At 70.6% G+C, this 23,255-nt stretch carries 22 protein-coding genes; 11 read left to right on the forward strand and 11 right to left on the reverse strand.

The features are described from left to right. Positions 1–866: 866 nt before the first annotated feature. From ACIOD2_RS30860 to ACIOD2_RS30875, 4 genes are all read left to right on the forward strand, one after another. Positions 867–1,205, forward strand: a complete 339-nt coding sequence (locus ACIOD2_RS30860; protein ID WP_400545633.1) for a hypothetical protein — start codon at positions 867–869, stop codon at positions 1,203–1,205. 1,014 nt (positions 1,206–2,219) lie between these two features. Continuing rightward, a complete protein-coding gene (locus tag ACIOD2_RS30865; protein WP_400545640.1) occupies positions 2,220–3,773 on the forward strand; it encodes a carboxylesterase/lipase family protein in 1,554 nt (517 codons plus the stop codon). After that, positions 3,770–4,381, forward strand: coding sequence for a TetR/AcrR family transcriptional regulator (locus tag ACIOD2_RS30870; RefSeq protein WP_400545643.1), 612 nt, complete (start codon positions 3,770–3,772; stop codon positions 4,379–4,381). Before ACIOD2_RS30865 ends, ACIOD2_RS30870 begins: the two co-directional genes overlap by 4 nt. Then, on the forward strand, positions 4,378–5,067 hold the full coding sequence (locus ACIOD2_RS30875) for a VC0807 family protein (protein ID WP_400545646.1): 690 nt from the start codon (positions 4,378–4,380) through the stop codon (positions 5,065–5,067). The genes ACIOD2_RS30870 and ACIOD2_RS30875 overlap by 4 nt, the downstream gene beginning before the upstream one ends. A gap of 477 nt (positions 5,068–5,544) precedes the next feature. Here the strand turns inward: ACIOD2_RS30875 and ACIOD2_RS30880 are convergent, their stop codons facing one another. After that, positions 5,545–5,862: a hypothetical protein gene (locus ACIOD2_RS30880; RefSeq protein ID WP_400545649.1), complete on the reverse strand. Its 318-nt coding sequence runs from the start codon at positions 5,860–5,862 to the stop codon at positions 5,545–5,547. Between the two features lie 394 nt (positions 5,863–6,256). Between ACIOD2_RS30880 and ACIOD2_RS30885 the strand changes: the two genes are divergently transcribed. Beyond that, on the forward strand, positions 6,257–9,013 hold the full coding sequence (locus ACIOD2_RS30885) for a hypothetical protein (protein ID WP_400545652.1): 2,757 nt from the start codon (positions 6,257–6,259) through the stop codon (positions 9,011–9,013). Between the two features lie 3 nt (positions 9,014–9,016). Then, positions 9,017–10,339, forward strand: a complete 1,323-nt coding sequence (locus tag ACIOD2_RS30890) for a hypothetical protein (protein WP_400545655.1) — start codon at positions 9,017–9,019, stop codon at positions 10,337–10,339. A 46-nt stretch (positions 10,340–10,385) separates the two neighbouring features. Here the strand turns inward: ACIOD2_RS30890 and ACIOD2_RS30895 are convergent, their stop codons facing one another. Together ACIOD2_RS30895 and ACIOD2_RS30900 are read right to left on the reverse strand one after the other, a co-directional pair. After that, entirely contained in the window at positions 10,386–11,030 is a 645-nt protein-coding gene (locus ACIOD2_RS30895) for a TMEM175 family protein (RefSeq protein ID WP_400545658.1), read from the reverse strand. Between the two features lie 20 nt (positions 11,031–11,050). Beyond that, positions 11,051–11,578 carry a DUF6790 family protein gene (locus ACIOD2_RS30900; RefSeq protein ID WP_400545661.1) on the reverse strand — a complete coding sequence of 176 codons (528 nt, stop codon included), beginning with the start codon at positions 11,576–11,578 and terminating at the stop codon, positions 11,051–11,053. A 56-nt stretch (positions 11,579–11,634) separates the two neighbouring features. Here ACIOD2_RS30900 and ACIOD2_RS30905 point away from each other — a divergent pair, with 56 nt between their 5' ends. Continuing rightward, positions 11,635–12,054 carry a MarR family winged helix-turn-helix transcriptional regulator gene (locus ACIOD2_RS30905; RefSeq protein ID WP_400545664.1) on the forward strand — a complete coding sequence of 140 codons (420 nt, stop codon included), beginning with the start codon at positions 11,635–11,637 and terminating at the stop codon, positions 12,052–12,054. Positions 12,055–12,104: 50 nt separating this feature from the next. Here the strand turns inward: ACIOD2_RS30905 and ACIOD2_RS30910 are convergent, their stop codons facing one another. Next, positions 12,105–12,791, reverse strand: coding sequence for a GntR family transcriptional regulator (locus ACIOD2_RS30910; RefSeq protein ID WP_400545667.1), 687 nt, complete (start codon positions 12,789–12,791; stop codon positions 12,105–12,107). Positions 12,792–12,879: 88 nt separating this feature from the next. On the opposite strand from ACIOD2_RS30910, the gene ACIOD2_RS30915 reads away from it, so the two are divergent. Both ACIOD2_RS30915 and ACIOD2_RS30920 read left to right on the forward strand, forming a co-directional pair. Next, entirely contained in the window at positions 12,880–13,395 is a 516-nt protein-coding gene (locus ACIOD2_RS30915; protein WP_400545670.1) for a YbhB/YbcL family Raf kinase inhibitor-like protein, read from the forward strand. Next, positions 13,380–14,231: a hypothetical protein gene (locus ACIOD2_RS30920; protein WP_400545673.1), complete on the forward strand. Its 852-nt coding sequence runs from the start codon at positions 13,380–13,382 to the stop codon at positions 14,229–14,231. The genes ACIOD2_RS30915 and ACIOD2_RS30920 overlap by 16 nt, the downstream gene beginning before the upstream one ends. 422 nt (positions 14,232–14,653) lie before the next feature. On the opposite strand, the gene ACIOD2_RS30925 is transcribed toward ACIOD2_RS30920, so the two are convergent. From ACIOD2_RS30925 to ACIOD2_RS30950, 6 genes are read right to left on the reverse strand one after another with little or no spacing between them, the layout of a single operon-like run. Continuing rightward, positions 14,654–16,669, reverse strand: coding sequence for a glycosyltransferase family 4 protein (locus tag ACIOD2_RS30925; RefSeq protein ID WP_400545676.1), 2,016 nt, complete (start codon positions 16,667–16,669; stop codon positions 14,654–14,656). Next, the gene (locus ACIOD2_RS30930) at positions 16,666–16,824 is read right to left on the reverse strand and encodes a hypothetical protein (RefSeq protein ID WP_400545679.1); all 159 of its coding nucleotides are present in this window, start codon (positions 16,822–16,824) and stop codon (positions 16,666–16,668) included. The genes ACIOD2_RS30925 and ACIOD2_RS30930 overlap by 4 nt, the downstream gene beginning before the upstream one ends. Then, positions 16,821–17,129: a hypothetical protein gene (locus ACIOD2_RS30935; protein WP_400545682.1), complete on the reverse strand. Its 309-nt coding sequence runs from the start codon at positions 17,127–17,129 to the stop codon at positions 16,821–16,823. The genes ACIOD2_RS30930 and ACIOD2_RS30935 overlap by 4 nt, the downstream gene beginning before the upstream one ends. Further along, complete coding sequence (locus ACIOD2_RS30940; protein ID WP_400545685.1) at positions 17,126–17,749, reverse strand: DUF998 domain-containing protein; 624 nt, start codon at positions 17,747–17,749, stop codon at positions 17,126–17,128. The genes ACIOD2_RS30935 and ACIOD2_RS30940 overlap by 4 nt, the downstream gene beginning before the upstream one ends. A 55-nt stretch (positions 17,750–17,804) precedes the next feature. Next, the gene (locus tag ACIOD2_RS30945; protein WP_400545688.1) at positions 17,805–19,217 is read right to left on the reverse strand and encodes a sensor histidine kinase; all 1,413 of its coding nucleotides are present in this window, start codon (positions 19,215–19,217) and stop codon (positions 17,805–17,807) included. Beyond that, the gene (locus tag ACIOD2_RS30950; RefSeq protein ID WP_400545691.1) at positions 19,214–19,912 is read right to left on the reverse strand and encodes a response regulator transcription factor; all 699 of its coding nucleotides are present in this window, start codon (positions 19,910–19,912) and stop codon (positions 19,214–19,216) included. Before ACIOD2_RS30950 ends, ACIOD2_RS30945 begins: the two co-directional genes overlap by 4 nt. 165 nt (positions 19,913–20,077) lie before the next feature. On the opposite strand from ACIOD2_RS30950, the gene ACIOD2_RS30955 reads away from it, so the two are divergent. Then, complete coding sequence (locus tag ACIOD2_RS30955) at positions 20,078–20,539, forward strand: DUF1707 domain-containing protein (protein ID WP_400545694.1); 462 nt, start codon at positions 20,078–20,080, stop codon at positions 20,537–20,539. Positions 20,540–20,586: 47 nt separating this feature from the next. Here the strand turns inward: ACIOD2_RS30955 and ACIOD2_RS30960 are convergent, their stop codons facing one another. Continuing rightward, positions 20,587–22,050 (reverse strand): alpha/beta hydrolase, encoded by a 1,464-nt coding sequence (locus tag ACIOD2_RS30960; RefSeq protein ID WP_400545697.1) that lies wholly within the window; start codon positions 22,048–22,050, stop codon positions 20,587–20,589. 266 nt (positions 22,051–22,316) lie between these two features. On the opposite strand from ACIOD2_RS30960, the gene ACIOD2_RS30965 reads away from it, so the two are divergent. Then, positions 22,317–22,739 carry a hypothetical protein gene (locus ACIOD2_RS30965; protein ID WP_400545700.1) on the forward strand — a complete coding sequence of 141 codons (423 nt, stop codon included), beginning with the start codon at positions 22,317–22,319 and terminating at the stop codon, positions 22,737–22,739. The last annotated feature ends 516 nt before the right edge of the window (positions 22,740–23,255 follow it).

Consider the following 23,255-nt stretch of genomic DNA (forward strand, 5'->3'; position numbering starts at 1 on the left):
CGCGACGTTTTCTTGCGCAGGACCAGCAGACCTGGCCGCGCATGCGCCAGCGGCTACACGGTCTAAGGGCGCTCTCCGGCGAAGGCAAGTGCGGTCGGTGAAACATCTCGACGACCAGCCCCATGTCCGGGGTTGGCCCCAGCACGCCCAGGATTTCCCCGTTCGCCTCTGGGCTTGTCTGTCCCGACGTTCAGTGTCAGGAAGACCGGCCATACAACGGAGCAAACGTCAGGCAACCACCCGAACGGGTACAGGCCATCGGACAGTATTCGGGACGGGTCAGTCGTAAACCCCTCGACCGTCCACTGTGGCTTCTGGCCGAGCGTGACGGCCAAGATCAGCGCCCTGTCGCGGGCGGCGGCCGCGTCGTTCCCGCCATGCTGAACCAGTCCGGCTACCACAAACGGCTCAAGTCAGAGCAGTCGTTGTAGTGCAAGGCGATCCTCAATCTGGCTGCGCGCTGCCCGTCCTGGTTCGACGACATGTGGATCACCGACGCCACTCCGGTGCTGTGCGGGATGTCGCGGGAAACCGTGAAGCGCTCGAACCTGGCCGGACACGCCCGACGGTCCTGCCGGTCTGGGAGTACATGGCCAAGATCTTCCGGCGCGAGGCTACAACGTCGCGACCGGCAAGCTCTGCGCCGAGCAGTACGGCGTACCCCAGACCCGCAAGCGGGAGGTGTGCCGGCCGCCGAACTCGAAACTGCAGGCCCGGCACTCCGACCACGTCAACGGGCCGCCGCGGGGAGCGGGACGACAAGTTCGAGCGGTTGATGGTCCAGCACCTGAAGCTTGGTAACACGTTGCCTCGCGGTTCCGACTCACTAATCGTGAGGATGCCGTAACGCCAAGGGAGTCGTAGACATGCCACAGACTGTCAGAAAGTATTGGGGCCTCCAAGGTAATCGTGTTGCGCTGAACATGAACTGGGGTGCGATCGACGCATCCTCCACGGTAATCGTTTCCGCCTCCGAGTACATTCCCGAGACGGATCCGGACGCTCATGGCGGATTCACCAATGCGGATCACCAGCGTTTCATCGGCGCTGCCAATATTACCGTCTCCGAAATTGCCCCTCACGGACCGCCGTGGGACGGCAACAAAGGTGTGACCTTCGTGATCCAACACGACTGGGGCTCTCCGATCAACATCGTCACGGACATCACGGTGCTCGACGACCGGCCGATCGATACCCAGAATTGAGAACGCCGATCAGGGCTAACGGAGTGGATCCAAGAGAAGACGACCATGTCGGGCGAAGACGTGCTGGATCCGGGCTGCTTGGTCCTCCGAACATGACAGAGGTCGGAGGCTGTCGACGTGGAGGCGCCTGATCAGGGTCACCGCCGGCCTTCGGCTCGGCGTGCTATGTCACGGCGCCGTTCCGCGCCGTGACATTGAGGTCGCTGGCGGAGGTCTCCTGCCGGCTGGCAGCAGCCGCTACAAATATCACCCGACCTTCCGCGCCGCGACCGAGCAGGTTATGGCGACCTGCTCGGTCGCAACGCATCGGAGGGGTGAACTACTCCCACCAGCGCCGTAGCGCCCAGGCAATTGGCTGACCGAGCAGGGCTTTCCCCAGCTCCAGTGCGACCTGCTTGTGGTGTGACCACCAGCTACGCGGGGCCCTACCAAGCCCCGGAACGTCGCTCTTGCCGCATCGCACCAGGACTAAATCGTCGTTGTGGCCAGCTTGATTTACGACGAGAGGACGCCCGTAATCCTCGATGTCACACACGCTCAACAAACTCGTCAGGATGACCTAAAACGAACAATCCGACATTGCACGCCTCTAACCGCTGCTTGCGCGCCGTCCCGTCCGCCGTCGCCCACTTCGCCAGCCAGCTCACCACAGCGGGAGTGTAACTCTGCGTAGTAACTTCGATTACTGAATGGATCGGCCAGGCCAGAGCGCAATACGGGCAGCGCGTACCGGTACGGGGCGTGCCACGCCTCCTGATCTCCAGCACCTCAGCTACGGCTGCCGCCACCTCGCGCGGAAGCGGACGACGAGCCGGCCATGCGGCAGGCACCGCAGTCGGTCCCCGCTCCTGGCGACGCGGGCTCCCTGCAAGCGCACCGGCGACTGGCGCTCGACCTAGCGGGCGCCACGTGGAGACCACGCCGAGAGTCGCGTCTGCCCAGTGCTCGTGGTACTTTTGCAGCATGTTTATTCAACCGAATCAAAATTGGTCCGGGCGAATCAAAGTGGTTGCCGTGGTCATCGCCGGCCTGCTGGGGGCGGGACTGGGGCCGATGGCTTCCGCGGCCGGTGACGTCCGCGACGCGGACGTGGCGCGTACCGAGACCGGGCTGGTCCGGGGGAGCGTGTCCGGCACGGTGAGAGCCTTCGACGGCATCCCGTACGCCGCGCCCCCGGTCGGCGCGCTGCGGTGGCAGGCGCCTCGGCCGGCTGCGCCCTGGCCGGGCGTGCGGGATGCGACACAGCCTGGTGACCGCTGCGCGCAGAACCCGAGTCCGGTCGCCGGTACCGCCGGTTCCAGCAGCGAGGACTGCCTCTACCTCAACATCACGACGCCAGTGGACGCACGACGCGCACTGCCTGTACTCGTCTACCTGCACGGCGGCGGCTTGAGCAGCGGCGCTGGCAGTGACCTCGAACCACGCCGGCTCGCCACGCGCGAACAGGCCGTGGTGGTCACCTTGAACTACCGGCTCGGGGTGTTCGGGTTCTACGGCGCGCCCGGCCTGGCCGGGTCCGGCACCTTCGGGCTGCAGGACCAGCAGGCGGCACTGGCCTGGGTGCGGCGCAACATCGGCGGGTTCGGCGGAAACTCCCGCGACGTCACCTTGTTCGGCGAATCCGGTGGTGGCGACAGCGTTTGCGCGCACCTGGCGTCCCCGGCCGCCTGGCCGCTGATCGACCGGGCGGTGGTGCAAAGCGGCACCTGCAGCGACGCCAACCCCGTGGACGCCCTGTACCCCGGAGCGGGTGCCGCGGTCGCCTCGTGGCAACCACTGTCCACGCTGGAAAACACCGGAAGTTCGGTCGCGACGGCGCTCGGCTGCTCGGCGGCCGACCTCTCATGCCTTCGCGCGCTGCCGGCCTCCAGGTTGCTGACCGACAAGGCGGTCGCCGCCGTCTACTGGAGCCCCGCCTACGACACCCCGGTGCTGCCACTGCGCCCCGCGGCGGCGATCGCGGTCGGCCGGTTCGCCCATGTGCCCTTGATGATCGGCACGACCAGGGACGAGGGGACACTGCTGGTCGCCCTCAGCGGCCAGGCCGAAGCCCCGGCCGCCTATCGCGACCTGCTCTCGCGCGCGTTCGGTGCTCGCGCCGACACCGTGGAAGCCGCTTACCCGGCGGGCACCCAGCCCGCGAAGGCGTGGGCCGCCATCGTCGGCGACCGCGGGTACGTTTGCCCGAACCAGGATTCCGCGCGAACGCTCGCCCACCGGACCCGAACCTACGCCTACGAGTTCGCCGACTCGGCCCCACCGCTGATCTTCCACCTCGACCCGGCGTTCCCGCTGGGCGCCTACCACGCCTCCGACGTGCCGTACCTGTGGGACACCCGGTACCGGCTGAATCCGGCGCAGCAGCGGCTGTCGGACCAGATGCTCGACTACCTGGGCCAGTTCGCCGCCACCGGTGACCCGAACGGCCCGGGCACCCCGCACTGGCCCGCGGTCCACCCGGGCAGCCCGGTGCCCGTGGTGCAGCGGCTCACCCCCGACGCCGTCGGGCCCACGACCACCGCCGCCGCCCATCACTGCCCACTGTGGACAGACGGAGCCACTTCATGACCACCGAACGCACCATCACCAACGACGCCCGCCGAGCGCAGATCGTCAAGGCCGCCATCGAGGTACTGGCGGAGTCCGGTTACCCGGGCGCCACGTTCACCCGCATCACCCAGCACGCCGGGCTGCGCAGCCCGCGGATGATCTCCTACCACTTCGCCGACAAGGCCGAGCTGATCCAGCAGGTCGCCGTCGAGGTGATCAGCGCGGGCGCGCGCGCGATCCTCGCCCGGATCGAACACGAAACCGCCGCGGTGCCACGGCTACGCGGATACCTCGAGGCAAACCTGCGCTTCCTGTGGGAACACCCGCGGGAAATCGCCGCTCTCAGCGCGGTCGGCCCGTACCTGCGCAAGCCCGAAGGGACGCACTACACGTCCCAGTCCGCGCGCGAATTCAGTGTCCTCAACCTGGAGGGGATGCTCGCCGACGGCCAGCGCACCGGCGAGTTCCGCTCGTTCGACCTGCGCGCGGTCGCGGTCATGATCCGCGGCGCCATCGACGCCGCCGCCGACCAGTTCCACGGCGACCCGCCACTGGACCTCGACGCCTACACCCGCACGGTGGTCGACACCTTCACCCGCGCCGTCACCGCGGAGGAGCCGACGTGACCACCGCCGCACCAGCCGCCAAGGCCGTGAATCCGAAGCTGGTCCTGCACGTCGTCGCCCCGCTGGTCGCCTTTTACGGCCTGCGCGCACTCGGCGTCGGGGCGTTCGCGGCGCTGCTGGCCGGCGCCGCGGTATCCGCCGCCGCCGCACTGCACGGCATCGTCACCCAGCGCCGTGTCGGCGGCGTGCAGATCTTCGTCCTGGCCACCATGGCACTCACGGTGCTGTTCGCCCTCGTCTCCGGCGACGCACGCCTGATGCTGGTCCGCAACAGCTGGGGAACCGCCGCCCTCGGCGCGTGGGCACTGATCACCCTGATCGGCAAGCGACCCTTCCTGCTCAGCACCGGCGCCATCGCCTTTCCCGAGGACAAAGCCGCGACCTGGGAACGGAACTGGACGCGGTACCCGGCGTTCCGCACGCTGTTGCGCAGATGCACCGCGATCTGGGGAGCACTCTTCCTGCTCGACGCCGCCCTCCGCGTCGGCATGGCCCTCACCTTGCCGATCGACCTCGTCCCCGCTCTGGACGACGTCCTCGTCGCCGTCACCGTCGCCGCGATCCTGATCGTCCAGCGCTGCTACGGCCGATCCTTCTTGCGTCGGCACGGTTTGCGCTTGCGCGGAGCGGAGATCGTCCTTGCGGACGGTTCCGCCGGAACGAGCGGAGGGGCGGGTGTTGCGTGATGCTCGCTCATCGGCACTAGCGGATATTGGTTCAGTCGTCGTCGCCCATGACGTCCAGGAGCAGATCGCCCGGTACCGCGAGCAGCCGTTGAAGAAGCCGTCGGTCAAGCTCGATCGCATGTTCGGTCGACTGTGAGGCCGCCAAGCAAAACCAGTCGGCCGCGTACCCCTGACCGGTCAGTTGCCACGGGGTGTGAGCCTTCGGCTCGAGCCGGTCGAGAAGCCGATGAGGATGATCGGCGAGTCACCGCGAACTGAATACGCCTGAGCTGAGCACGCTGTCATCGGCATGACCGGACGCAAGCGCTCGATCAGCGGCTTGAGTGCGTTCTCGTTGAGGCGCCTCAGGTCACTGGTTCGAGTGCGGCCATTGGTCTGTGTCCCGCACAATCGGTTCCGCGGAGATGAACGCCACTTTCGTCGGCGTGACGAAAGTGGCGTTCCTGCGGTCAGATCGACTAGCCGGGGCGTGTCGGCTCAGGCGAATTGGTAGCCGATGTCGGCGACGAGATCGCCGGAGTTACAGTGCGCCACGCTGGCCTGCCCCCTTGGCATGTAGGGGCCGTAGACGTAGTACGTGTACACCGGCGTGAGGTGGCGGCACAGCAGCTTGACCCGGTAGGTGCCGTCACCGGTGGTACAGGTCACCGACCCGCTGCTCCCGCCGATGTGCGCCGTCGAGCAATTTGATGGCATCGCGGCGGCCATGCCGGGCGCGGCGAGTGCCACGCCACTCGCTATTGCGGCAGCCGACGCGCTCGCGGCGGCCAGCCTGCGAAAACGTGGCATCTTCATGGTTCCTCCCTAGATTGTGCCGGTGCGGCACGTATCAGTGCGATCGCTGGTTGTTCGGATCCCGGGTAGGTCACGCCGGACTCGGCGAGCGGGTTGAAGCCGCGCGGTGGGTTCACTCGAATGCAGTAATTGCCTGAGCCGCACGGCGCAGTGAACGTGGCAGTCCTCCATCCGCTCATCGGCATGACCGGACGTCGGAGTCAGTCGTCGCCCGGGCTGGTCGATCTTCGCAGTGACCGCCGGTATCATTCGTCGAATCCCGAACAATGGCAACGCGAAGTGACCCGCCCGAAAGTCCGCCCCGACAGGACGATTTCCGTTCGATTCTCTCCCGAACCGGAATGCCGACGTAGAGTCAGCGGAATCCTGCTGACCGGACGCGTGGGGAGTCGTCATGGCGTTTCAGGTTGTTTTTCAAGGGAAAGCGCCGATTCCGTCGTCTGCGTACTTTCTCTGGAAGTACACGGTCAAGCCTGATGTTCCGCCGGGCGCCCCGATCGGTCAGCGTATCGCTCTCGCGCTGCCCGGTGACCTCGACATCCAGAACCCGCAGCAGTTCCCGTCCGTTCCGGAACTGGCGGGGATGTTCCTCCAGCAGGACGCCGCGTCCACGCGGCAGTACGCGGGCCGGGTCGTCACCACCGCCGGTCCGCAGTCCCTGAACCTGGTCGCTCCGGCCGCGGAGGCCGCCGCCGAGACCCTGCTGGTGACGCGGACCACGGGCCCCTCCTGGGTCGTGACGCCGTTCGTCACCGAACCCGGCAGCACGCCGAACATCGTCCAGTCGCTGACCGCGCCGGCCGTGGCGTCCGCCGCCCAGCCCGCGCACCACGGCCGTCCGGTCACCGATTTCGTCGGAGCCTTGCCGTACGCCACCGAAATGTTCGGGATCTACCAGTCACTGGCCGGGTGGCTCGGCCAGCAGGCCACCCAGCGGGCGTTGAGCAGCAGGGCGGAAACCGCCGCGGAAGGCGGAACGAGCACGACCGAGGGGGTCTGGCGCGAGCTGACGGCCATGCCTCGTGCCCACGCCCTCCTGTCGTCGACCACGGACGCGTCTTCGACGCCGAACGCCGTCTTCTCACCGGTGGGCCTGGTCAACATCTTCCGCGAGTACTTCTTCGAGTTCGACACCTTCCTCGGCGTCCCGGCCGGCCACGTGTGGATCAGTCCCGGCGGCAGCGTCGAGGTCATCGAGGTCAGCACGCGGCGCACGCTGGTGGACAAGACCGTCGAACAGTCCGAGGAAACCTCCCGCAAGGTGGAGGAGACCCTCACCGCGCAGGAGGACATCGCCGGCGCGGTCAAGGAGGACAACGCCAACGACACCAAGCTGGGCGTCAGCGCGAGCGGCGGCGGCAGCGTGGGCGTTTACCACGCCGAGGCCAGTGCCAGTTTCAGCACCGGCACGACGGTGAAGAAAGCTTCGGAGACCGCGCACAAGCACACCCGGACGCAGAGCTCGAAAGTCGCCAGCGAAATCAAGCGCAACTTCAAGACCACCTTCCGCACCGTCACCGAAACCACCGACACCACCAGCCGCCGTTACGTGGTCCAGAACACCACGGACAAGCTCGTCAACTACGAGCTGCGGCGCAAGATGCGCAAGGTCGGCGTCCAGCTGCAGCACATCGGCACCCGGCTCTGCTGGCAGGTGTTCCTCGACGACCCGGGGCGCGACCTGGGGCTCGGCGACCTCCTGCACGTCGTGCCCGCGCCGGATCTGTCGGCACTGCGCAAACCCGAACGGCCGGCGCCGCTGGAGCCGAAGACCACCGAGTTCGACAGCGCCTACCCGTTGCGGAAGTTCGCCGGATCCAACCCGGACATCGGGGCCAACGTGACGTTCTACAACCACGCGCACGACTCCGACGAGATCATCAGCACCGGCAACGACATGCACGCCCACGCGATCTCCGAGCACTCCGCGCCACCACCCGCGCCCGGGTACACCCTGGACTCGGTCGCGTTCGTCAGGGCGCGGTCGGCCGGCGCCGAGGTGCCCTTCCGGCCGCAGTTCCCCATCGAGGTCCTGGACTCTCCGGGCAACCGGTTCCGGGTGATCGCCGACTTCTTCAACAGCGGCGACGGCCACCTGCTCACGCTCTCGTTCCAGCTGACCTGGAAGCCACCGGCCGACGACCCGGCGCAGACGCAGTTCCAGCAGGACATGCGGGACTACGAACTCCAGGTCGCCGAAGTGCAACGGCAAGCCTGGGTCACCGCGATGCGGGACCGGTTGGTGCTGGCCAGTTCCATGCAGCCGCGCCCGTCCGGGGACCTGCGCGGCGAGGAACGGCAGACCGTCTACGGCGCCCTGATCCGCCAGCTCGAACCGGCTCCGGACCCGCAGCAGCCCCCGGAGCTGAACCGCCAGGTGGAAGCCGAGCTGATCCGCCAGATCTTCGACGTCGACGAGATGTTGTACTTCACCGCGCCCGACTACTGGCGGCCCAGCACGGCGTCGACGCCGCCGCACGCCGGCCCCACCACCGTCGGGCACTACCCGGCGCCGCTCGGGCCGACCCCGCTCGGACCCGACCAGCTGCTCGGCCAGACCATGGCCAGCTGGTACTCGCGCACGGACTTCGAGAACGCGATCGACCCGCAGCTGAACGCGACTCGGCAGTACCGGGTGAACTACCTGATCACGGAGGACACCCAGCCGGCGCCGAAGGGCAGCTCGCTCGGCTGGCTCGTCCAGCTCGACGGCGACGAGCGGCGCAACGAGTTCCTCAACGCGTCTTGGGTCAAGGCGGTGCTCCCGATCCGTCCCGGGCAGGAGAAAGCCGCGCTGCGATGGCTGGCGGACGCCCAGGTCGAGGGTGAGGTCGGGCTCGACCTGCCCTACCAGTGGCACGCCGGGGACCCGTCGGACCCGCTGGATCCCCCGGACCCGCCGTCCTACCAGGGCCTGACCCGGGGACAGGTGCTCGACCGGGTCGCCGAGGAGCTGCGCGCCGCGAACACCGACCTGGACAACACCTTGGCCGCGGACAAGGTGTTCGAGCACGGATTCGACCCGCTGGACGGCGGGTTCCGCCCGGCCGCGCCGTACCAGGTCTGCGACCAGTGGATCGAGGTCCTGCCCACCGACCAGATCGTCGCGGTCGAGGTGTCGTACGACCCCAAGACCGGCCAGCAGGTCTGACCGGTGGCCGCCACCGAAGTGGTGATCGTCAGCGGATCCGAGTACGCCAAGTACGAAAGCGCCGCGGGGAACACCTGGGTCCTGCGGCGGTTCGGCGCGAGCAACTGGATCCAGGTCGCCCGCAACTGGGCGGCACACGAGTTCCGGACCCCCGGCACGACGGTCACCCTGTTCGACATCGCCCGCGGCACCCAGGAGACGTCGGCGAACGGCAGGTCCTGGACCCGGGTCCGGACCCTGCCGCCGCCCGTCGGCGCCGAATGGTGGCGCATCGTCGACAACCAGCCCGGCCGACGCCGGTACTCGCGGCCCGTCAGCCCGTTCACCACCAAGGATCGCGAAGCCGTCCACGTCGCCTACCTGCCCGGTTCGGCGGTTCCGCCGGACCGGGACGTCATCGACGACTCGTACCAGCCGGTCGGCGGTGCCCGGCTGGGTATCCAGGACGTCTACGACCACATCTGCCGGATCGGCCTGGTCCGGCCGGGGACCCTGCGTGGCCTGCACCTGTTCGCCCACGCCGACGAGGACGGTCCCATCCTCCTGAACACCTGGTCACCGGCGCCGGCCGCGCCGGACCGCGGCCCGCTGGACGTCGACGCCCGCGCGCACCAGGACTTCACCGCGGCGAACATCCCGCGGGTCGCGGTTCCGGACCGGTTCCGTGGTGACGCCGACCGGGAAACCTTCATCGCCGCGAATCCCCGTACCCGCGCGGGGTTCACCGGCGCCTGGACCGACGACGCGACCGCTGTGGTCTGGGGGTGCCTCCACAACGACTTCGTCCAGCAGTTCGTCGTTCAGGCGGCCCAGCAGGTCGCCGCGGCGAAGGCCAAGGCGGCCAAGAAGCCGGGCTCGTCCGGGCCGGCCGACCCCGTCATCACGTTCAAGGGCACCAACGGCCACGGCAGCCTCGGCGACGAAAACCGGGATTTCTGGGCGGATTTCTTCGGCCTCGACCGCGCCAAGGGCATCCCCACCACCGTGGACAAGCCGCTGAGCTGGGTGAAACAGAAACTCGTGGAACTGAACGACAACGCCTACGCGGGCCACCTGCGCTCCGCACTCGGCACCGGTTTCCCGCGCCGCCGCGCGCTGGCCGCCCCACTCGGCACGAGCGCCTGGATAGAAGACCCGAAACGCGACAAAGGCATCACCCCGGACAGCGCGCTGATGCGCGTCGTACCCGGCGAGTTCGCCACGGTCCTGAAGTTCTACGAGGACATCGGCTTCGTCTTCGCGCTCGACCTTCTCGACTCCAAGGCCCCTCACGGCCGCGGCTACGGGCAGTTTCCCCCGGCGCAGCCGCCATCCGCGACGCCGTGAGGTCCCGCTCCGAAGCCGGTCAGGGCCCGATCAGCGGTACGGGCGGTCACCGGGCCGCGCGGCTCTGGATGCGGCGGGCGGCGGCGAGCACGATCGGTGCGGCGAGCCAGCACAGGTACGCGCCGGTGCCGCCGATCAGGAACGAGAGGGGAACGGACACCCCGAAGACGGCCGCCAGGCAGATGCTGCGCACGAGGCTCTGGGAGAACTCCGGGGGCGTGACGTCCGAGCGGTACAGCCGCTCACGCCGGATCTCCCGGATGATGAGCGCGAACGTCGCGGACGCCAGGACCTGTACGAGCGCGTAGAAGCTGAACCGGGGCGGGAAGGCGCCGTCGGCCGTGAGCACCCGGGTGGCGAACGGCATCAGGACCTGCATGAACAGCCAGGCCAGGGTGAGGCTGGTCAGGCGGCCGCTCAGCGAGTCGACGTAGCGGAAGATCTCGTGGTGGGCGCGCCAGTGGGCGGCGATCACCGTGAAGCTGAGCGCGAAGGCCAGGTACTCCTTGCCGTGGGCCAGCGCCGAGCTCAGCATGGCGTCGGTGGTGTCGCCGGTGGGGACGGGCAGTTCCAGGGCGAGCAGGGTGAGCGCGATCGCGATCACCGCGTCGGCGAACATGGTGAGCCGGTCGGCGGCGGCCGTTCGCGCTTCGCCGGTCTCGTTGTCGCGGCGGCTGTGATGGGTTCCCATGGGTGGTCGGCTCCGCGGGTTCAGGCGGCGACGGGGCCGGCCGGCTGGGGTGTGGTGGCGGCCAGGCGCCGGGACCGCACGGCGAGGACGATCATGACCGCCGGGATCAGCAGGTCGTTGACGAGGACGCCGCCGGTGTTGCCGGGGGCGTGGTCGCCGTTCGCGAACCACTGGTAGACGTGGCCGGCGAGGGCGCCCCACAGGAACATGCCGCCGCCGAGCCCGATGGTGATGCGCTCGCGCGCCGATGCCGAAGCGGCGCGAAAGCCCATGACGGCCAGCCCGAGGTTGGCGAAGGCGATCTCGAACAGGAACGGCGTGCGGGGAAAGCCGATCGCGGTCGCCATCACGTCCGGGAAGGCGAGGAACGCCACCGTCATCCACAGGCTGCCGATGCCGAAGGCGCCGATGGCCCACCAGCGCTGCCAGATCTCCAGCCGCTCCCGGGCCGAGGTGGCGTGGCGGCCTCGCACGGAGGCGCCGATGGCCGGGACCAGGATCCAGACCAGGGGAAAGGCTGACTGGGCGAAGTAACCGAAGTTGTCCATGCCCTGAGTCTTGCATGGTTAACATTAACTAGTCAACACTCTGCTAAGCTGGTGATGTGGACGAAGGACTCGCAGACTTGCTGCACCGCGTGGTCATGCTGCTGGGCGATGCGGCCCGGCGGCGCACCGATGGCCAGGACGGCCTGACCTACAGCCAGATACGGCTGCTCGGCACGCTGGAGGACATCGAACCGGCGACGCAGCACCGGCTGGCGCAGGCGTTGTCGGTGTCGGACCCGGCGATCAGCCGGGCGCTGCGGTCCCTCGAGGCGGACGGCCTGGTGCAGGTCGTCGTCGACCCCGCCCACGCGCGGCGGCGCCTGGTCACGCTCACCAAAACCGGCCGGAAAGCCTTCCACGTCAACGGGAAGCCCCTCTACGACGAGTTCCGCGCCGGGCTCGTCGCCGCCGGGTTCCCCTACGAGCGCTACCTCGAAGACACCCTTCGGCTGGCCGAGATCCTCGAATCCGCCTGACACGCCTCGGCGCGTGGGCCGGTCATTGAAACCCGGTCGCGGGTGTCAGGTCAGGCGGGCGGTTCGGTGTCCAGGGCCAGTTCCGAGGTGATGCCGATCATTCCGCGCAGGACGGCGGCGGCCTGGTCGCTGTCGCGGGCCATGACCGCGTCGAGCAGGGCGCGGTGTGCTTCGTGGCCTGCAGGATCGGCCAGGGCGTGTGCGTCCGGTGCCGCCGGCCGGAGCCAGCGGCGGTAGAGCTCGGCCTCTTCCCGCAGGGACGCGGCCAGGTCGCGCAGCCGGGGGTTGGCGCATCCGGCCAGGAGCGCGGTGTGGAAGTCGGCGTGGGCGACGAGCCACGCCTCGCCGGGCTCGTCGCCGTTGTCGTCGGCGAGGGGAGTCTGTTCGTACGTGTGGTGGGCGGCCAGTACCTGGCCTTCCCACGCGAGGTCGCCGTCGCTGATCGCGCGGGTCAGGGCCAGTGACTCGATCTCGGAGCGGGCGTCGGTCAGCTCGGCCAGCCCGCGCGTGGTCAGCTCGGTGACCTGGAAGCCGTGGTGGGGCTCGGAGCTGACCAGGTTCTTGGCGACCAGCTTGAGCAGAGCTTCACGCACGGCGCCGGTGCTCACCCCGTAACGCTCGCTGAGCTCGGGGAACTTCAGCCGCTCGCCGGGCCGCAGCCGGCCACTCAGGATGTCGGCCCGGATGCGGTCGTGCACCGCCTCGCTGCGGGTTTGCTGCCCGGCTCCTCGTGCCATGAGACGAAGCTTACAACATTCGACAGCTGGGCAAACTTTTAAAAGTATGATTGACTGTTGAAAGTCAGTCGAGAAGGAGAAACCCCTGATGACCAGCCCATACGACTCCCTGCCCGCCGTCCCCGAGTTCACCGTCGTGAGCGCGGACGTCACCGACGGGGATCCGTTGCCCGTCGCGCACTTCGCCGCCATGAGCGGAGTCGCCGGCGCCGAAGACCGTTCCCCGCAGCTGTCGTGGAGCGGCTTCCCGGCCGCCACCCGCAGCTTCGTCGTCACGATGTACGACCCGGACGCCCCGACCCCGTCCGGGTTCTGGCACTGGGCGGTGGCCGACATCGCGGCCGAGGTGACGTCCCTCGCCGCCGGCGAGCTCCCGGACGGCGCCTTTCCCATCGCCAACGACCTGCGCGAGCCGGCCTACACCGGTGCCGCGCCGCCGCCGGGAACCGGCAAGCACCGCTACTACATCGCCGTCACCGCACTCGACGTGCCGTCCGTTACCGCGCTCGGCGTCACGCCGGAGTCGACGCCGGCGGCGCTGAGCTTCCTCACCCTCGAGCACACGCTCGCCCGGGCGATCCTCGTGCCGTGGGCCGGGGAATGAGCCAGTGTCACGCCGCCGTCAGCCCGGTGCACCAGGCGGTGTACTTCGCGCCGGAGTGGGCGGACGAGCTCGCGAAGCTCGGGCTGGGCCGCGGGTCCACGGCGTACTTCGCGGGCCGCGCGGCCCCGCTCGGGGCGGTCGGCGCGGGCGGGGTCACGGCGACGTTCTCCAACTTCAACCACGAGCACGTGGCGCGGTCCTTGCCCGCAGCCTGGGGCGTCACGACGCCGGAGGCGGTGCTCGACGCCCGGCTGCGCGGGGTGGACGGGATGCTGCGCCGGCTGCTCGGGCCGGAAGTGCTGCGGTCGAAGGAAATGGCCGAAGCGGCCGGACTGGCGGTGCGCGCCGCCGAGGGCGGTCACCGTGAGGCGAGGCCGCTGTACGCCGCCAACGCCGACCTGCCCGTGCCCGGCGAACCGCACCTGGCGTTGTGGCACGCCGCGACGCTGCTGCGTGAGCACCGGGGCGACGGGCACGTCGCCGCGCTGGCCGTCGCCGGCCTGTCCGGGATCGAGGCCATCGTCCTGCACAACGCCACCGGCACGGCGGCGACGTCGACCCTGCTCAAGCGGACCCGCGGCTGGTCCGACGCGCAGTGGGACGCCGCCCGGGACCGGCTGCGCGAGCGCGGCCTGCTGGACGAAGCGGGGGAGATCACGGAGGCGGGCACGACCCTGCGCGGAGAGGCCGAGGCACTCACCGACCGGCTCGACACCGCGCCGTACGACCACCTCGGCCCGGCCGCCACGGCGCGGCTGACCGCACTGGCCAGTGGATTCGCCGGTGCGCTCCGGGCCGCGGGCGCGTTTCCCGCGGGGGTCTTCGGCAAGGGCTGAGGGCCGGGAGTCTCACGTTCTCGACGGAGCACCCGGGCATCGACCGGCCACACTTGGATCAAGTGCTGCTCGACCGGAGACTCGAGGGGCGCGGCCTCGTACCGAGATCGTCAACCGGTTCCACCCTGGCGCTGCTGGGACGACCGTAGGCGGTTCTTCCACGTACAGCTCACGGATCGTGATCTCGTCTTCGACCTCGACGTCACGTTCGACGGCCATCTCCCAGCCGTCCCCGGCAGGCGGCGGGCCGGCCAGGCCGCGCACGGTGCCCTCGACCGGTCCGAACTCCGTTCCGCACAGGATCGCCAGCCAGTTGTCCTCGCCCACCGTCAGGCCGTCTTGCGTGCACGACCAGTACCGCCGTGAAACGGGTGACCCGGACAGCCGGCTTACTTCCGGCCGAACGCTTGCCTCCGCTCCCGTCACGCGGTCCGCGCCACCGCCGGCTCGTTCGCCGCGGACGGCTCGGGGAGGCCGAGCAGGATCCGGTACTGGCCCTCGAAAGCGTCCAGGGCGCCGTCGAGGTCGTGGCCGGCGACGATGGCCCGGGACGCCTCGCCCATCCGCGCGCGGGCCGCGGGGTCGGCGGCTAGGTCGGCGAGCCAGCGGGAGATCGTCGTGATCGCGCCGGGTTCGAACAGGTAGCCGTTCTCGCCGTGGTGGACCAGGTGCGGCAGGGCGAGCGCGTCGGCGGCGATGACCGGCAGTCCGGCGGCCATCGCCTCCATCGTGGCCAGGCTCTGCAGTTCGGCCGTGCCGGGCATGCAGAACACGTCGGCCGCGGCGTACCGGCGGACGAGTTCGGCGTCGGAGACGAAACCGTGGAACGCCACGCGGTCCGCGACACCCAGCTCCGCGGCGAGGGTCTCGAGGTCCCGGCGGCGGGTGCCGTCGCCGACGAGGTCCGCGCGCACGTGCGGCAGCGGGGCGAGGGCGCGCAGCAGCTGGTCGATGTTCTTCTCCGCGTCCAGCCGTCCGACGAACAGCACCGACATCGGCCCGTCGGACTGCCGGCCGCCCGCGGCGTAGTGGTCGAGGTCGATCCCGCAGGAGACCACCTGGACCGGCCGGTCCAGCCCGATTCCGGCGAGGACCTCGGCGGCGCGCGGGGTCGGGGTGGTCACCAGCCGCGCGTCGCGGTAGACGCGCACCAGGTCCCGCCACGCCCAGCGGGTGATCGCCTCCTTCACCCGGCGCGGGAACGGCGTGTAGCCGAGCAGGTTGTCCGGCATGAAGTGGTTCGTGGCCATGCCGGGGATGCCGCGTCCGGCGGCCGCTCGGAGGAGGGCGCGGCCGACGCCGAAGTGGGCCTGGACGTGCACGACGTCCGGGCGCAGCCGGTCCAGGAGCGGGCCGACGGCCTGCCGTGCGGCGCCCGGGGTGCAGAACCGGTACTCGCCGTGGAGGGGGATGGCCCGGGAGCGGATCCGGTGGACGGTGCAGCCGTCGCGCTGCTCGGTGTGCGCGGGGCCGTCTGCGGACGGGCAGACGACGTGGACCTCGTGCCCCCGGCGCGCGAGGCCGCGGGCGAGCCGTTCGGCGAAGAACGAGGCGCCGTTGATGTCGGGCGGGAAGGTGTCGGCGCCGATCAGGACGCGCAGGCCGGACGAGGGCACGGGGATCTCCTTGGCTGGTGGCGGGTGGTGCGGAAGGGCACCGGCGAGCACGCGCACGCCGGCGAGAGCGAGAAGGGCGGCGGCGGCCGCCGGGACCGCGACGGCGGCGGTCAGGTGCGGGGCCTCACCGAAGGCCAGTGCCGAGACGGCGACGGCGGTCAGCGGGTCGAGCACGGTCGTGGTCCCGACGACGACCGCGGCGGGCCCGGCGGCGTAGGCACGGTGCAGGACCACCCCGCCGGCGGCCAGCACGAGCAGCGCTTGAGCACCGAGCAGCACGGCGGTTGCGGGCGGCTGGGCGACGGCGGCGTGCACGACCGCCGAGCCGAGTCCGAAAAGGACGGCCGCGGCGCCGGCCAGCACGGCGCAGCTCGCCCGGACGAACCAGACCACTGCGGTCATCGCGAACCCGGCCACCGTGACCGACTCGGCCGTTCCCCAGTCGATCACCGTGTCGGTGGTGGCGGACGCCGCGAGAGCCACGAAGCCGGTGACGCCGGCCAAGACGAGCACCACGGCGGCGAGGACCCGGCGATCGCGGGCGCGGCGGGCGAAGACGACGGTCAGGACGAGACTGAAGACCCCGAGCGGCTGCACGACGGCCAGCGGCGCGAGCGAAAGAGCGACGACGTGCAGCAGACTCCCGCCGGCGGCCAACGCGGTGCCGACCCACCAGCCGGGCGACCGCAGCAGCCCGGCCAGCGCACGCAGCTTGGGTGCGGCGTCAACGGCCAGTCCGCCGACTTCGGCGTGCTGCCGGATGGCGGCGGCCGCGAACAGGACCGCGGCGAGCAGCGCGCAAGCGATTGCGACGGCGGTCATCGGACGACCTTGCGCAGGGCGGTCGCCACGGTCGTGGCGATGACGGATTCGGCCAGCAGCCCGGCCAGTGCTTGCCGCTTGGGCGCGCCATCAGCGGTGAGGTTGCCGACTTCGTGGTGCTGGCGGGTGGCGGCGTCCGCGCAGAGGGCGGTCATCGGACCGCCCTGCGCAGGGTGGTCGCCACGATCACGCTCTCGGCCGGCAGCGTGATCCGTTCCGGCGGTCTGGCCAGTGCATGCCGCTCGGGCGCGCCACCGGCGGCCGGGCCGCCGACTTTGAGGTGCTGCGGGGTGGTGGCGGCCGCGAAGAGGGCCGTGGCTGCGGTCGCGACGATCTCGGCCAGTAGCGCGAACCGTTCCCGCGGCCCGGCCAGTGCACGCCGCTTGGGCGCGCCATCAGCGGTGAGGTTGCCGACTTCGTGGTGCTGGCGGATGGCGGCGCCCGCGCAGAGGGCAGTCATCGGACCGCCCTGCGCAGGGCCGTGGCCACCGTCGCGACGATCACGAACTCCGCCAGCAGCGCGCACCGTTCCAGCAACCCGGCCGGGAGCCAGCCGATCAGCTGGGCCGCGCCGAATGCTGCCGCCGTCACGACTCCGGCGGTCGCGCCTCGGCGCAGGGAGGATGCGGCGGGCAGCCAGCGCGGGTCGGTCCGCAGTCGCGCGCTCAGGGCCAGCGCGGCCAGCGGGAGACTGGTGAACAGGACTGCTCCGCCCAGCCGGTGGATCTCGCCGGACGCGGTCGGGTCCGCCGCGCTGACGTTGCTGCGGAACAGGAGGACCACGACCAGCCCGGCCGTCCACAGCGCGAAGAGCGTGCTGGCCAGCGGCGTCCGGGGCAGCTCGGCGAGGTGGGCCGCGGCGGCCAGCGTTCCCGCGGCCACGAGCAGCAGCACGACGGCCACCGCGAACAGCACCCGGCCGCCGCGGTGCCAGGCGTAGTCGCTGACCGGGTCGCGCAGGGGGTTGACGTGGCCGGCGAACCCGAGGGTCAGCCCGGCGATGATCGCCTGGGCGGCGAGGGCCGCGACCAGCGTCAGCGTCGCCAGCGGCGTGGGTGAAATCGTGGACCGTGGAGTCACACCTCAAAGCTGCTGGGGCCGCATGAGAGTTCGATGAAGATCGCGCGCGGTTTCCTTAAGAAGCGGCGAGGGGGAGCACCAGATCGAACCGGGCGCCGCCGCCGTCGGCGCGCGCGGCCTCGGCGCGTCCGCCGTGCTGGGTCAGCACCTGCTCGACGATGGCCAGACCCAGCCCGGAGCCGGGCCGGGCGCGGGCGGCGTCGGCCCGGTAGAACCGCTCGAACACGTGCGGCAGGTCGGCTTCGGCGATCCCCGGGCCTTCGTCGTCGACGCGGACGCGCGCCGCGAGGGACGTCACCGCCATCGTCACCCGGACGGTCCCGCCGGAGGGTGACCACTTCGCGGCGTTGTCGAGCACGTTCAGCACGGCCCGCTCCAGCGCGGCCGGGCGGGCGAGCACGTCGGCGCCGGCCAGCCCGGCGTCGAAGGACACCGCCGGCCACCGCGACCGGGCGCGTTCGACCGCCGAGCCGACGACGTCGGCCAGCGCCACGCGTTCCTCCGCCTCGCTCGGCCGTTCCCCGGTGGACAGCTCGATCAGCTCGCCGATCAGCGCGCTCAGCTCGACGGCCTGGGTGTCGAGGTCGGCCAGCAACCGCGAGCGGTCCTCGGCCGGCAGCTGCCGCTGCGGGTTCGCTTCGGCGTGGATGAGCAGCTCGATGTTGTTGCGCAGGCTCGTCAGCGGCGTGCGCAGCTCGTGGCCGGCGTCCTCCACCAGCCGCCGCTGCTCGTCGCGGGAGCGGCTCAACGCCCCGAGCATCGCGTTGAACGCGCTCGAGAGGCGGCCGATCTCGCCGGACGCGGTGACGTCGATGGCCGCCGAGAGCTCCTGGGTCCGGGCGACGTTCTCGGCCGCCGCGGTCAGGTCGTCGACCGGCCGCAGCGCCGACCGCGCGATCGCCCGGCCCACCAGCGTCGCCCCGAGCACCCCGGCCACGGACACCACCAGCAGCCAGACACCCAGCCGGGCCAACGTGTCTTCGACGTCTTCGGAGTCCTGGGCGACCTGGACCGCGCCGCCGCCGGCGCGCTGGGCCGTCCAGACCCGGAAGCGGTCGCCTTCGATGCGGCGGACGCCGGAGGTGCGGTCGAGTTCCCCCGCCGCGACCGGGGCGTCGGGCGGCAGCACCGGGATGACGGGCTTCGCACCCGCCGTGCCGGTGATCTCGCCGGTGGCGGACAGGAACTGCACGGTCAGCCCGCCGCCGTGGCCGGAGTCCGGGCCGCGGCTGCCGGTGGTGGACAGCGTCGCGAGCGCTTCGGCCGGCGACGACGTCTTCGCGGCGAGCTGGGCGTAGGACTGCAGGCGGGCGTCGAACTGGTCGTAGAGATCCGCCCGGGTGATGCTCCAGGAGATCGCCGACACCAGCACGACGGCGATCGCCACCGCCGCCGCGACGAGCACCCCGAGCCGGGCCCGCAGCGAGAGCCTCTTCCAGCGGACCCGTTTCACAGCGGTTCGTTTCACAGCGGCTCTTCGCGCAGCACGTAGCCGACGCCGCGCACCGTGTGCAGCAGCCGGGGCTCGCCTTCGGCTTCGAGCTTGCGCCGCAGGTAGCTGACGTAGACGTCGAGGCCGTTGGAGGCGGTGCCGAAGTCGTAGCCCCAGACGTGCTCGAACATCGCGGTGCGGGTCAGCACGATCCGCGGGTGCCGCAGGAAGGTCTCGAGCATCGCGAACTCCGTGCGGGTCAGGTGCACCGGCCGGTCGCCGCGGAACACCTCCCGCGTCGCCGGGTCCAGGGTCACGTCCGTGAACCGCAACGCCGTCGACGACGGGACCGTGGCCGATGGGGTGTTGTACCCGGTGCGGCGCAGCAGCGCGCGCACACGGGCGAGCAGCTCCTGCAGGGCGAACGGCTTGGCCAGGTAGTCGTCGGCGCCGGCGTCGAGGCCGGCGACCCGGTCGGTCACCGCGGTGCGGGCGGTCAGCATGAGGATCGGCACCGGGTTGCCCTCGGCCCGCAGCACCCGGCAGGTTTCGAGGCCGCCGAGCAGCGGCATGGTGACGTCGAGCAGGACGCCGTCGGGCGCCTCGGCGCGGATCAGCTCGAGCCCGGCCACGCCGTCCCCGGCGACGGAAACGGTGTAGCCCTCGAACCGCAGCGTCCGGGACAGCGAGTCCTGCACGGCAGCTTCGTCGTCGACGATCACCAGGTGCACCCTCGCGTCCCTTCACCCGGAGTTGATGACACACCGTGACTGTAGTCGAGGTCCGGGCGAGACAGCCCGACTCTCATCGAACATTAACGTGGGATGGCGATCGGGGCCCGATTCCGCGGCTAACCTCGCTGGAAAGGGATTTCACCGAGGCGAAAAGAGAAAGCCATGAGCGAAAGCGCGACCGTTCCTGCCGACGCCGCCGCGCCCGAGGGGATCCGCTGCTCGGACGCGGAACGTGAGCAGGTCCGGGCCGTCCTCTGCGCAGCGGCCGGTGAAGGCCGCCTGACGATGGACGAAGTGGAGGAGCGGCTGGCCCGGATCGAGGAGGCTCGCTTCCGCCACGAACTCAGCGGCGTGACGGCTGATCTGCCCGGGCCGGAGCGGACCGAGCCGGACGGCTGGCGGCCGATCCTGGGCGCGGCCGGCCGGAACCTGGCCGCCGATCTCGCGGTCCTGCTCGGCCGTGCTCCCGAACCGGCTCCCGGCCGGCGGCGGCTGCTGCTCGCGCTCACCGTCCTCATCGGACTCCTGATCACGGCCGCGGTGGTCGTCGCCGCGGTGCACGGGTTCGGCGCCGACGGTTTCGAGCCGCACGGCATCAACGCCGGCGAGCACGGGCGAGGCTGAGAGGCCCAGCCGGCCTTCGCGGCCGGCTGGGCCCTCCGCCCCGTCGATCAGGGGGTTTCCGCGCCGCAGAACGAATCGTGCGCCGGACGCTTACCCGTGACCAGGAAGTCGGTCACCGTGGTGTTGGCGCACTTGTTCGCCGCGACCACGAAAGCGCCGTGGCCGCCCTGGTCGATGGTGACCATCCGCGCCCGGTCACCGAACGCCGAACGCATCTTGCGGGCGTTCACCAGCGGGGTGCCCGGGTCGCGCTGGTTCTGCACCATCAGGACGTTCGACGGCCCGTTCCCGGTGATCCGCACCTTCGGCTCCGCCGCCGGGGCCTGCCAGAACGCGCACGCCGAGATGTTCGCCGCGCCCGCACCGACCATCGGGTAGCGGATCCGGTCGACCGCGACGTTCCGCTGGTACGTCGCCACCGACCTCGGCCAGACCGAGTCGCCGCAGACGACGGCGAACCGGGCGGCGAAGTCGTTCTCCGTGGGGGCCTCGCCGCTCAGCTTCGGCACCTCGCCCTTGTCCAGGGACTGCCACGCGGCCGCCAGCGGGGGGAACGAAAGGTCCCCGTAGGAGTAGCCGAACGTCATGCCACGGAAGGTCCCGCCGGTGAACTCGCCGACCGGCGTCTTGTCCAAGCGGGCGGCCAGTTCGTAGAACTTCGCGGTCACCTGGGCCGGCGTGGTGCCCAGCCCGTACTCCGGGTGGGCCGCGGCGAACTTCGCGAAGTCCGGGAACCGGTCTTCCAGGCCCCGGCCGAACCCGCGCATGGCTTCGACGTCGTAGCCGTCGGGGCCGAGGTTGCTGTCGAGCACGATCCGGTCGCTGCGCCGCGGGAACAGCGTCGTGTACACCGCACCCAGGTACGTGCCGTAGGACGCGCCCGAGTAGGACAGTTTGGACTCACCCAGCGCCTCGCGGATGCTGTCCATGTCCCGTGCGGTGTTCGCCGTGGTCAGGTGGGGCAGCATCCACCCGGTCTCCGAGTTCGCGCACTGCTCGGCTTCCGCCTTCGCGATCTTCGCCTGCTTCACGACGTCGGCCGCGTTCTCCGGGTACGGCAGGTTGCCGATCGCCTGCTGCTCCGGGGTCAGGTCGCAGGTCACCGGCGTGCTGTGCCCGACCCCGCGCGGGTCGAACCCGATCACGTCGTACGCGTCGCGCACGCTCTGCGGCAGGGGAGCGGGCAGTCCCGGGAGCGTCAGGTACTGGGGGAAGTCCCAGCCCGCGACGCCGGGCCCGCCCGGGTTCGTGAGCAGCACCCCGCGCCGCTTTTCCGGGTGCTTGCTCGGCATCTTCGAGACGAGGACGTCGATCTTGCGCCCGCCCGGGTCCCGGTAGTCCAGCGGCACCTTCAGCGTCGTGCACTGCAGGTCCGGGGTGGGGTACGCGGCGGCCGGACAGGCCCCCCATTTCAGCGTGCCCGGCGGCGGTGACGGCGCGGCGGACGCGCTCGGCACCAGGGCCGTCGCGGCGACCGCGGCGATCGCCGCGGCCAGCAACAACTTCTTCATCGGTGTCCCTTCTTCGTGGCGCCCCCTCGGCGCCAGGCGGTCCACCGATCCCATCGCGGACGGCGCCGGCCGCACAGTGCGACCGCATCACCGGCGTGCGTGACGTGACGTCACTGGTGGCGCCACGGTGTTTGCGGCACGCTGGGCCCGGTTCCGATGTGCGGCCGCGTGACACCGGCCGCGTCCGGCAGCCGCGTTCCGGCGGCCAAGCGCAGATTTCCGGCCCGCCGGGGCAACCACGGCGGCGGCTGCGGCGTGCTCGTGCCATGACGTCATCGAGGTCCTGGCGGCCCGAAGCGGCCTTGCTGTGGCTCCCGCTGGTGGTGCTGGTCGGCGGGCTGGCGGTGGTGTGGGCCGGCGCCTCCATGCTCGCCGACGTGAACCGGTCGGCCGGGCTCTTCCCGGGGCGGGTCGTCGCGACCGGGGTCCGGGAGCACCGGATCGCGGACGTCGAGTACACCGGGCCCGACGGGCTGACCAGGACGGAAACCTTCGAGTACAACGACAAGAGGATCGCCCCGGGCTACCGGGTCCTGATCCGGGTGTGGCCCGGCGAACGGCGGGCGGAGTTCGACGAGGGTGACAAGCACACCGGGCCGATCGTGTACGGCAGCCTGCTGACCCTGCTCGGCGCGGCCGGCACCGTCCTTCTTTTCGTTCGGCACCACCGTGTGCGGCGCCGGGGGTGAGCCGGCCCGTCAGGCGGAAAACCTCTCCGGTTCGTCCGCGGGAAAGTCGGTGATTTCCGCCCGGCGGGCAGGTGCTTCCCGCGCTGCCGCCGCCGTCCGGGGAACCCGCCGGTATCCGCTGGCCCGCGCCCTGCGCCGGAGAGGTTGCCCGCCCGGGCTGTGATCCCGACGTTTCGGCCGGGTGCGAAACCATGCCGGCCCGGTTGACGGCGTTCGCCCGCCGCTGGCACCTTTTCGCTCATCGAGAGCGCGTTCACCCGGCTCTCGGTGCCGGGGGGCGTGCTTACTGGGGAAAACGGGGGTCGGCATGGTGAACGACAGGCCGGCTACGAGAAACCGCGCCGCTTCCCAGCCCGTCGGGGTACCAGGCGCCCACTGACGCTGAACTGTCCATTTAGGACGACGTCGACCCGGTCGAACATCCGGCCACTCCTTCACTTCCGGCTCGGCGCGTGCTCGCACGCGCCGGCACCCACCCAACCCATGGGAGAACCATGAATCCGAGAACCAAAGTCT

Origin of the sequence: Amycolatopsis sp. NPDC088138, assembly GCF_044741685.1 — a bacterium.
GTDB lineage: Bacteria > Actinomycetota > Actinomycetes > Mycobacteriales > Pseudonocardiaceae > Amycolatopsis.